Source organism: Streptomyces sp. NPDC048291 (genome assembly GCF_043201715.1).
In the GTDB taxonomy this organism is placed as follows: domain Bacteria; phylum Actinomycetota; class Actinomycetes; order Streptomycetales; family Streptomycetaceae; genus Streptomyces.
The window spans coordinates 59,104-68,932 of record NZ_JBICZC010000028.1 but is presented as its reverse complement, the minus strand read 5'-3'; the positions used below and the strand labels follow the sequence as shown (position 1 = coordinate 68,932).

Here is a 9,829-nt window from a genome sequence, read left to right as displayed (position 1 = left end):
CTCCGCCACAACGCCCGCGACCCCCGTCGCCCCCTCGCACTCCTCGGCCTCGGATGAGCACAAACCCGGCGTCACGCAACTACGCCGAAGCCCTGCCGGAGGAGTCGGCTCACTTTCCGTGACCGTCGGAGGTCTGACGATCGCGTGCGCATCGCGTGCCTCCGTCGAGTGCCAGTGGCGCGGGTGGCGTGAGGCATACGACATGTTCACTCAGGACGGAGGGTTCGGACTGCCGTCCGCAGACCAGGTTGCCGAGCGCGTACGGGCCGACCAACGCCGCCACGGGGTCACGGAGCTGTTGGCCGCCGCCGAGGAGCAGCGGGCCGCCCGGGGGCGGTAACGGCGCCCAGGGGGCGACCGCCGGTCGCCCCCTTCCCCAGGACCGCAAGCACCAGAGAAGGGAACCGCATGACTGACACGGGACCGCTCAGCCGAGGGCAGCGCGTGAGGATCGAACGCCGCCCCACGCGGAAGCTGGCTTCACTCGCCCGCCCGAGGACACCGAGCCAGGGCGAACCGTGGCCGGAGGTGTGGGAGGGCACGCTGTTGCAAGCGTTCTACGAGGCCGACGAGTTGACCGCCGTGGAGATCTACGGCACGCGCAGCAGCACCGGTGAGACAAGGCGCGTCAGGTTCCAGCTGGACGAAACCATGCCCTTCCGTACCACCGTGACGCCGGTGGAGCCGTCGTAAGTCGCCACGCCGGGGGGTGATTGTTGCTTGACGATCACCCCCCGCAAGAGCGTATTATTGATTCTGCGAGTGAGCGGCAACTCACTCGCCACCAACTCACCCGAGGCAGGGGACATGAGCGAGTACGAAGACCACACCCGGCAGACGCTTGATGGGATGGACCCGGGAGCACACGAGGAGTTCAGCGCCGACGAGATGCGCTGGACCCCCGCACCCGACGGCACCGCCCCGATGCGTGCAGCGGCCACCGCCGCCGAGGCGCACGCTTTCCTTGATCTTGCGACGGATGCGTACCTGGCCGTCGTGAACCTCCTGGAGGACGGCACCCACCACATGGTGGCGTGCGCCAACACCCCGGAACGCGTGCTCGTCGAAGAGCACGAACTCACCGCCATCGGCGACGTCGTGACGCTCGATCAGGGCGAAGCCCTGCGCCTCACCGTCGTGCTCGCGGCCGCTCTGGTCGAGTGCTCCACCGGCGCACTGGTCGTGCGCACCTTCGCCCCCGACGGGTCGGAGTGGGTACGCGGCTGGACTGTCCGGAACAGGTGGCTTCGGCCCTTGACCGCCCAGGAGATCCAGCAGGCGTACAGCACCGACCCCACCGGCGCCCCGCTCCCCACGGAGCCGGGCCTTGAGTACCGCCAGGCCGAGCGAGTGCCCCGCCCCGAGGCCCAGCCCGAGACGGGCGACCGAGAGGCCAGCCGCACCGCGCCCCGGGACAACCGTCCCCGGAACCGCCGCAACTGAGCACCACCCTGCCCGGGGCCGGTCGCCCGACCGGCCCCGGGCGGGAACGCCCCCTCCCCTGCCCTGCCTCCCGGTGTGAGCGGCAACTCACCCGGCACCAACCCGACCAGGAGAGACCCGACATGACCGCGACCACGCACCCCGCCAGCGCGCCGGCCCCGACCTCTGCCGAAGTGCCGGCGCCCACCGCCCCGACCGCCGAGCAGCCCCACACGGCGGACGCCCGAGGGATGGCCCTGCCCCGTAACCTGGCCCGCCTCACCGCCCAGGCCGAGGAGGCCGGATGGACGGCCGCCGTCCAGACGCAGCCCGGACACTGCGCGCTGTTGCTCACCGCCCACCAGGAGGCCGGGGAAACCGTCCTGCGCTGCGTGTGGCGGCTCACCGCCCGGGGGCACCGCTGGGACGGCGCCACCCTCACCCGCTACGGCCAGACGGCCGCCCGGGGCATCGCATGGCGCGCCGTCGCGGACCTGGTGGCCGCCGAGGCGCCCACCGCCCGCACGCAGCCGACCGCGGCGGAGACTTCGGCCCCCCGGGGGCGTGCCCGGAAGGCTCCGTCCGTCGCGGAAGTCGAACGTGCGCGCAGGGCGGCGGAGGAGTGGCCGGAAGCGATGCAAGCGCGGTCGCTGGGCGACCGTTACGAGGGTGAGTTCCGGCGCTCCGACCTGCTGTCGGATCTGTCCGTGTGCGGTGAGCGGTTCCCGTTGCGCTTCCATCTCCAGTCGGGCGGCGGACACACCGTGACCCTTCCGACGGGGGATGTGCGCGGTACGTGGGGCGAGGTCACGGGGGCCGCTATCGCGTACGTGATCGCGGAGCGCCCCGCGTCGGTGCTGCGAGCGACGGCCGAGACGGCACGCGTGTACGACATTCATGCGCAGCTGGCGGCGCAGAGGGCGGAGGAGAACACGCAGACGGCCGTATCGGTCGGCATGGCGCGCGCTGCCCTGGACACGGTTCGTGCGTTTGCTCAGCGCATCGATTGGCACGAGTTGCCGGACGAGCAGTACGGCAGGGCCCGGGATGCGGTCCGTGAAGCCGAGCAGTGCGCAGAGGGCGCAGAGTCCGCGTACACGCGGGGCGACGTCGACACGGCCCGTTGGGAGGCGCGTGACGCTCTCGCCGTCGCACGCTGGTTCGGACTTGACGCGCCGTCGGCTCAGGAGTGCGCGGAGCGCGCGCCGGAACCGCGCGCGGTCGCTGGGCGGGTGCGGCCGGAAGCGTCGGCGTTCCTGCTGCGCATCACCCGCCCGGGGTGGGAGGAGCCGGCCGAGACGGTCGAGGTTCCGGCCGGTAGCGCTCCGGCCGGTAGCGGCGTGACACCGGACGTGGCGACTCCCGCGGCGGCGGACGCCGGTCCGGCCGAGGGTGCGCCGGTCGTGGCGGAGCGTCCGGCGGTGTTGCCCGACGTTGTGTCGGACCCCGGCGGGGTGGACGGGTGGGAGACCGACGGGGGCGCGGTTGAGGTGCTGCCGGTGATCTGCCACGGCAAGGGGGGTGGGGTGTTCCCGGTGGCGTTCCGTGGCCCGTATGAGGGCACGGTGCGGGTGTCGCGGGCGTGGCTGACGGAGCGTGCGCGGCGTGCGCTGACCGTGGCGCGTGAGCGGCTGACGGTGGCGGAGGAGCACGCGGAGACGTGCGCGGCGTGGCGGCGGGATGCGTACGACCTTCACCAGGAAGTACGCCGGTCGGCGGGTGTGCTGGGGCCGGATGTGTGGGTTGCAGAGGAGACGGCGGGGGCGTGGTCCGCGCGTGCGCGTGAGGTGTCGTATGCCGCAGACAAGCGGCGCCAGGGTGCGCGGGATGTGGTGCGGTGGCGTGAGCGTGAGCTGTCCGCGCTGGAGTCGGAAGCCAGGGAGGCCGGGCAGCGTGCGGCAGCCGGTCGCAAGTTCCTGGCCCGCGCGGCATCCGGTGCCGTTCCGGCGGGGCGTGGAGCGTGGGCGGCGACCGATGGCGGGGCGGCAGTGATGTTCGAGCTTCCGGCGTGCGCTGAGGTGTCGCCGGACATGGAACACGCGCCGGGCATGGCGGAGCGTCGCGCGTTCGTTGATCTCCTCGCGGACGCCGTCTCGGCCCGTGACGAGGGACGGGCGCTGATCGGCCGTGACCTCCCATCGAAGACGACGCACGGACGTACGGGCGGGATCGAGAAGGGGCAGGCGTCTGCCTCGGTCAAGTCCCTGCTCCAGCCATGGAAGGCGCCGAAGATCCCGGCGGCGGGCAAGGCGCCGACGGCGGCCCAGTTGGAGGACTGGCAGGACGGTTACGCGGGTGCGCCGGTCGTGGCGGAGACGGAAGCGGCGCCCGGTGTGTGGCTGCCCATGGCCGCCGTGGCGTTCGCCGAGACGGCGACGGCGAACGGGTGGACCGTCGCAATGCAGCGCCAGGACGCCACGGTGACCGTGCGCGCCGGGGGGCGGGCCACGGGCAAGGTTCCGGGGGAAGTGCGCGCGGTGTGGTCGGCCGGTCTGTACGACGTGACCGCGTCGGGTGCATGGGTGGACGGGGCCCGGCTGGACACCGCGGCGACGCTCCACGCGGTGAACGTCACGGTGGCTCAGCAGTGCAAGGCGCCGGGTGCTCTGGCCGAGGACGCGCGGCCGGACACGCACGAGGATGCGGTCGACCTTGACGGGTGGGAGGGCGAGGGTGGAGCGCTCGCGCGGGACGGCGGAGAGCTCCCCCCGCCGGCACCCCGTGACGAGGTGTCCGCGCGGGTGGCTGACGTGGTGTCCGACCCGTCCGGGGAGGACGTGTGGGAGGCAGAGGGCGGCACGGTGCCGGACGTCGATACCCCGGCCCCCGTCGCGGCGGCTGTGGCGGTTATGCCGATCGACTGGGCGAAGCCTGCCGGGCGCGGTGACTGCGCGGCGGCAAACACGTGTGGCGGGTTCGGGGTGCTGCTGTGGGACGTGCCCGGCTGTGCTCCGCGCTGCGCCGAGTGCGCCGCACGGGTCATGGGGCACTCTCCGGCGGCACTGCGCGCGCTCACCCTGCCCGGGGACGTCGCGGAGGCGGAGGAGGCGGCCCAGGCGGCGGACATCGTCATCCGGCACACCCACGAAGACGGCACCACCGTTGAGGGCTCCGCCAAGGGTGACGGGGTGTGGGAAGCGTTGCGCCCGCTGGGCTGGACCTACCGGCGCAATCCGGGGATCTTCATCCGGGGCAGCCGCTACAAGGGCGCCGACCGGTGGAAGATCAACCGTGCTGCGGAGGCGGTGCGCGCACTCGGCCTGTCGTGCGCTGTGGTGATCGAAGAAGGCATGTCGTTCGCGGAGCGGGAGGCCGCCCGCGTGGATGCGGCCGAGGAGCGGGCGGAGCGGTTCGCGGACCGGGCCGGACGTGCGGCGGCATCGTCGCAGTCGGCGCGGGATGCCTCGGACCGGATCGGCGAACGGTTCTGGATGGGGCAGCCGATCCTTGTGGGCCACCATTCGGAAGGGCGCGCCCGCCGGGACCAGGAGCGCATGAACAACGCGATGCGCAAGAGCATCGCCGAAGGCGAGCGGGCCGGTTACTGGGCATCCCGTGCAGCGGCGGCGGACGCCTACGAGCGGTACCGGAAGAACCCGGGGCGCACGCTGCGCCGCATCGAGAAGTTGGAGGCGGAGCGGCGCGGCGTGCTGCGGGAGCGGGACGGCGTGGACGACAAGGGCCGTACGGCTGATGTGTGGCGACGCGAGCCGTCCGAGGCGCGCCGGGAGGAGCTGACGCGCCATCTGGCCGAGTACGACGAAGAGCTGACGTACTGGGCGGAGACGATCAAGGAGGCAGAGCGGCGCGGTTTCAAGGTGTGGGGTCGGGTCGACTTCAGCAAGGGTGATTTCGTGCGGTGGCGGGGGTCCTGGTACGAGGTGACCCGGGTCAACGCCAAGACGGCGACCGTGCCACACATCCACGCCGCATTTGATGGCGGCACCGTCGGCGCCGTCGACGGCTGCCGCGTGGTCACCCGCGCGGCAACGGCTGAGACCCGGCACAAGGGCAGCACGTACACGCTCCCCTACAACGAGGTGAGCGGGCGCATGTCGGCCGAGCAGATGCGAGCCGCCCTGGCGGGCGAGGCGATCCCAGCCGACCCGCGCGACATCACCCCAGAGCCAGCCCCGACACCGGGTTCATTGCCGCCGTCGCCGCCAACCTGACCGTCACCACGCCGGCCCCAACCTGACCACCCCATGGCGGGGCGCCCACGGCGCCCGACCGCCTCCCAGGGGATCTCAGAGGAAGCACAGCTATGAGACTGAGCAAGCGCCGAGCGACCACCCTGAACAGACGCGCGCGGTTTCTGCACCAGCACCGGAAGCAGCGGGGCACGTTGCCGTGCCTGGAGACCGGCGGGACCCAGGTCTACGCCTACTGGAGCTGCGGTGAAGGCCTGGTGGTGTCCGTCCATCTGGACACCGGCGAAGTCCCCGCCGACCTGATCAGCCCGGGCGGCACGATCCCGGTGCGGATCACCGTCAACGGTCGCGACGTCTTCGTTGCCGACTGACCAGCAAGAGCGTATTATTGATTTTGAACAACCGGCTGAGCGGCAACTCACCGGCACCAACTCGCAGCAGGAGAACAGGCATGGACTACATCGACACCAAGCACGTGGCCGCCGAGCTCAGGAACCGCCTCAGGGCCGAGTTCCCCGGCGTGAAGTTCAGCGTGCGCAAGGGCGCCGGTACCGCCTCCGCGTGGATCTCCGTTCACTGGACGGACGGCCCCTGCACGGCGGACGTCGAAGAGCTCACCCGCCCCATGCAGGGCGCGCAGTTCAACGGCATGGAGGACCGCTACGAGTCCACCGACAACACGGTCACCGTCACCGTCAAGGGCCGGAAGGTCACCGGTAAGCCGCTGGTCGACGGCATCAACACCCACCGGGGCGTCTCTGATGACGCCCTGAAGGCCGCCGCCGTCCTGTGGTCCGAGGCCCACGACGGCACCGAGCCCCCCACCGGCAGCATGCTCGCCGCCTGCGTCGTCGACGGCCACGTCATCCAGGAGAACTGGGCCCCGCAGCAGCTGTGGCAGATCGCCAGTGACGTCGTCCTTCCCCAGCGCTGGGCCGCCGCCAAGGAGCAGGCCGCCGCGCAGGCCGCCCGTCCGGCGGACGCCCGCGAACAGGGCGACGAGCGCGCGGAGGAACTCACGCTCCAGCACACGGACGAGGACGGGACGACGGTCACCGGTACGCGTCTGGGCGACGGCGCCGCCTACGTCCTCAAGCGCCACGGCTTCAAGTGGCACCGCAAGAACCAGTACTGGTACGCCCCCGGCAGCCGTGACCAGCAGGCCGACACCGGATTCATGGACGCGGTCGCCGCCGACCTGCGCGCCGAGAACCTGACCGTCACCACGGCGCAGCCCGAGCCGACCCCCACCGCCTGAACCGACTTTCGACGGCCGGGCGCCGCTGGCGCCCGGCCCACCGAACGGAGCCCCCATGTCCACGCACCTCCCCTCTCAGCCCACCGGCGATCGCGCGCACCCGGGCACCGCCGTCACCGACCCCGGCACCATCGAGGCGTGGGAGACGGACGGCGGAGCCGGCCCCCGGGCCGAGCCGACCGGAGACACCTCCGCGGCCCGTCCCGCCTCACCGTCCGCCGCCGAGGTCGCCGAGCTACCCGGGAGGGCGCGCACGCTGGTCGAGGCAGCGATGGCGAACGGGTGGGATGTCACCGTCACCTCCCAAGGCATCGTGGAAGATGCCCACGTCCGCACGATCACCTTGACCGGCGCATTCCCGACGCCGACCACAACCGCTCAGCTCACCGCCCGGTGCGTGTGGTACGGCGCCACCTACTGGGCAGAGGTGTCCGAGCGCAACGGCCGCTACGCCGGCGGTTTCGGCGAATTCCTCGCGTGGGTGCGTGAGGCTCGCGCCATGTGCCGCGCGGGCAAGGAAGCGGGATGGATCCGGCCCGGCAGTCCGCTGCCAGGTACAGAGCTGGAGACTGTGCCGCTGCCGCAGTGGTACGACGGTGTGCCCCGTCCGCGCATCGCGGTGCGCGATGCGCGGATGTACGCGCGCTACACCCAGACCGTCCACCACGACGGCACCGGCTTCCCCGTGCGGGAGGCCCCCGGATACGGTCGGCCTCAACTCAGCGGCGGCGCGGTACGCGCTTTCCTCGGCGGATCGCTCGGATTCTGGCTGTCCAGCCAGGCCACCATCACCGACGACGAGACGATCATCTACCGCCAGACCAGCGGGCATTCAGCGATCACCTTCACGCCGGACCGCGATTCCGGAGTGATCATCACCCACCCGGAGCGGTACATCACGGCCGCCGCGTACCGCGTGACCGGGCACGGTCGCATCCCGCAGCTCTGGACGCAAGCGATCGTCCGTGAGGCGGTTTCCCAAGCCACACGCCCGGGCCCGATCGACTGGCCGGACGGCTGGGCACTGCTCATGCCGGACGAGTCCGTGAGGTTCGCCGCAGGGGGCTTCCCCTGGAAGTCCGGGGACGTGTACGTCGCCGAGCCCACCGCCCCACCCCAGGCATGGGGGCCACGGTGCGGGACGTGCGGCCGGTATGCGGAGGAGCACGACCCCGCTCGCGGGTGGGGACGCCTGTGCAGCGGCTTCCAGCCGCCGACCGACAGCTGACGAACTCCTCCTGCTGGCAGGCAGCACGGGCGCAGGAGCCATCTCCCGATCGCACGCACGACCGCCCGTGAGGGGTCCGGACAACCGTGTCAGGACCGCTCCCCCACACCACCCCGAAAGGCGGCACGTCATGGCCGGAAAGCTCAGCAAGGAGCAGACCAAGCAGCACAACCGGGCGCATGAACTGGTCGACAGCGACCGGGACTTGACCGACGAGGAGCGGGAATTCGTTCTCGACCACTTCCACGAGTCCGCGAACATGGGCCGCACCCTGGACGGCGCGTTCTTCACACCGGCCGAGCTCGCCGGCGAGCTCCACCACGTGATCCCGGGGGACCGTGTCATCGACCTGTGTGCGGGTATCGGCCGCCTGGCCTGGCACGCCCGCGACTACTGGACCCGGCGCTGGGAGGGCCTGCCGCCACGCGAGATCGTGTGCGTGGAGAAGGACCCGGAGTACGTACGGGTCGGGCGGCGCGTCCTGCCGGAGGCGAAGTGGATCTGTGCTGACGTGCTGGACGTTCCGGGCATGGATCTCGGCCCGTTCGACTGCGCGATCAGCAACCCGCCGTTCGGGCGGATCAAGCGCAGCGGCAACGCCCCCGGGTACCGGGGCCCGCTGTTCGAGTTCCACGTGATCGCGGTCGCCGGGACGCTCGCGCGGCGGGGGGCGTTCATCATCCCGAGGGAGTCCGCCCCGTTCCGCATCGAGACAGGGTTCGTCCGGCAGGACTCTGCCGCGTATGAGCGCTTCCGCCGAGAGACCGGGATCACGCTCCGCCCCAACCCCGGCATCCCTACGGACCTCTTCCGCGACCAGTGGCGCGACGTCTCACCGGCCGTCGAAATCGTGGTGCACAACCGCGACGAGGACGAGTTGGAGGCCCGGGCCGAGCAGGCCGCCCGCGCGGAGCGGGAAGACCGGGCGAGCCGACCGCGCAGGCCGAAGACCCCGCGCACCAGCGCGGCGCCCCCGACCGCGCGGTCGGCCAGGTTCGGCGACGGCGGGGACACCCTGCTCTGAAAAGGCATTGATCACCTCCCGCTTGAGTGTATTATTGATTTTGCCAGTGAGCGGCAACTCACCGGCCGCCGACCGACCCACACCGAGCAGAGAGGCAGCCGCACATGGGCGCCTACGGACACGACATCACCGCCGGAATGCTGGTCTTCGACCGGGAGGACTTCACCGCCTACCGGCCCGGATCGGAACCTGTCTGGCTGGTAGAGAAGGTCACCGGACACGAGGAGCGCAGCCCGGGCGGCACCACCGTCTACAGCACCTTCGCGCACGTCCGGAACGCCGAGACCCACGGCAGGGACACCACCCCGTCGAACTCCGGCTGGAGCAGCACCAAGCCCGTGAGGCGGCTGGTCGAGGCCGCCGCCGAGGACGACCACACCAAGCCGGGCACCTTCCGCATGGACCGCGCCATGGTCGCCTTCCTGCGCGCCACCCGCTTCCGGGGGTGCACCTCCGACGACTACCCGACCGTGCGCGACCTGGTGAACGCCGCCCCCTACGACCGCCACGGGTTCCTGGTGGGCGCGCGCACCGTCACCCCGCACGGCCTGCGCTACGAACTCGGCGCCCTCTTGATCTGCCTGGGCAACCTCTCCTGCGACCTGACGGCGGGCCGCATGACGGCCGCCGACCTGGAAGCGGGCGGCATCTCCGTGCCGCTGCTGGAGGCCACCCGCGAGGCCCTGCGCACCGCCGACTCGGCCGCCCGGTCCTGACCACCCCGCCGGGCGCCGGCCACGGCGCCC

The 9,829-nt window shown here is 71.8% G+C and carries 9 protein-coding genes; all 9 read left to right on the top strand.

Going from position 1 to position 9,829, the window contains the following annotated elements; translation table 11 throughout:
- The first annotated feature begins 202 nt into the window (after positions 1–202).
- The 9 genes from ACGF5O_RS47860 to ACGF5O_RS47820 all read left to right on the top strand — a co-directional run bounded on the left by ACGF5O_RS47860 (position 203) and on the right by ACGF5O_RS47820 (position 9,799).
- Complete coding sequence (locus ACGF5O_RS47860) at positions 203–340, top strand: hypothetical protein (protein WP_393816252.1); 138 nt, start codon at positions 203–205, stop codon at positions 338–340.
- Positions 341–408: 68 nt separating this feature from the next.
- Positions 409–693 carry a hypothetical protein gene (locus tag ACGF5O_RS47855; RefSeq protein WP_393816251.1) on the top strand — a complete coding sequence of 95 codons (285 nt, stop codon included), beginning with the start codon at positions 409–411 and terminating at the stop codon, positions 691–693.
- Between the two features lie 114 nt (positions 694–807).
- Positions 808–1,443 carry a hypothetical protein gene (locus tag ACGF5O_RS47850; RefSeq protein ID WP_393816250.1) on the top strand — a complete coding sequence of 212 codons (636 nt, stop codon included), beginning with the start codon at positions 808–810 and terminating at the stop codon, positions 1,441–1,443.
- Between the two features lie 122 nt (positions 1,444–1,565).
- Positions 1,566–5,594 (top strand): DUF3560 domain-containing protein, encoded by a 4,029-nt coding sequence (locus ACGF5O_RS47845; RefSeq protein ID WP_393816249.1) that lies wholly within the window; start codon positions 1,566–1,568, stop codon positions 5,592–5,594.
- 92 nt (positions 5,595–5,686) lie between these two features.
- The gene (locus ACGF5O_RS47840) at positions 5,687–5,944 is read left to right on the top strand and encodes a hypothetical protein (RefSeq protein ID WP_393816248.1); all 258 of its coding nucleotides are present in this window, start codon (positions 5,687–5,689) and stop codon (positions 5,942–5,944) included.
- Positions 5,945–6,024: 80 nt separating this feature from the next.
- Positions 6,025–6,831 (top strand): LPD29 domain-containing protein, encoded by an 807-nt coding sequence (locus ACGF5O_RS47835; RefSeq protein WP_393816247.1) that lies wholly within the window; start codon positions 6,025–6,027, stop codon positions 6,829–6,831.
- A gap of 55 nt (positions 6,832–6,886) precedes the next feature.
- Complete coding sequence (locus ACGF5O_RS47830; RefSeq protein WP_393816246.1) at positions 6,887–8,059, top strand: hypothetical protein; 1,173 nt, start codon at positions 6,887–6,889, stop codon at positions 8,057–8,059.
- A gap of 130 nt (positions 8,060–8,189) precedes the next feature.
- A complete protein-coding gene (locus tag ACGF5O_RS47825) occupies positions 8,190–9,083 on the top strand; it encodes a methyltransferase (RefSeq protein ID WP_393816245.1) in 894 nt (297 codons plus the stop codon).
- A gap of 104 nt (positions 9,084–9,187) precedes the next feature.
- Positions 9,188–9,799, top strand: coding sequence for a hypothetical protein (locus tag ACGF5O_RS47820; RefSeq protein WP_393816244.1), 612 nt, complete (start codon positions 9,188–9,190; stop codon positions 9,797–9,799).
- The last annotated feature ends 30 nt before the right edge of the window (positions 9,800–9,829 follow it).

Coding starts and splice junctions, on each gene's coding strand:
- ACGF5O_RS47840 (WP_393816248.1), top strand. CDS start 5,687: ATGAGACTGAGCAAGCGCCGAGCGACCACCCTGAACAGACGCGCGCGG.
- ACGF5O_RS47820 (WP_393816244.1), top strand. CDS start 9,188: ATGGGCGCCTACGGACACGACATCACCGCCGGAATGCTGGTCTTCGAC.
- ACGF5O_RS47855 (WP_393816251.1), top strand. CDS start 409: ATGACTGACACGGGACCGCTCAGCCGAGGGCAGCGCGTGAGGATCGAA.
- ACGF5O_RS47845 (WP_393816249.1), top strand. CDS start 1,566: ATGACCGCGACCACGCACCCCGCCAGCGCGCCGGCCCCGACCTCTGCC.
- ACGF5O_RS47830 (WP_393816246.1), top strand. CDS start 6,887: ATGTCCACGCACCTCCCCTCTCAGCCCACCGGCGATCGCGCGCACCCG.
- ACGF5O_RS47825 (WP_393816245.1), top strand. CDS start 8,190: ATGGCCGGAAAGCTCAGCAAGGAGCAGACCAAGCAGCACAACCGGGCG.
- ACGF5O_RS47860 (WP_393816252.1), top strand. CDS start 203: ATGTTCACTCAGGACGGAGGGTTCGGACTGCCGTCCGCAGACCAGGTT.
- ACGF5O_RS47835 (WP_393816247.1), top strand. CDS start 6,025: ATGGACTACATCGACACCAAGCACGTGGCCGCCGAGCTCAGGAACCGC.
- ACGF5O_RS47850 (WP_393816250.1), top strand. CDS start 808: ATGAGCGAGTACGAAGACCACACCCGGCAGACGCTTGATGGGATGGAC.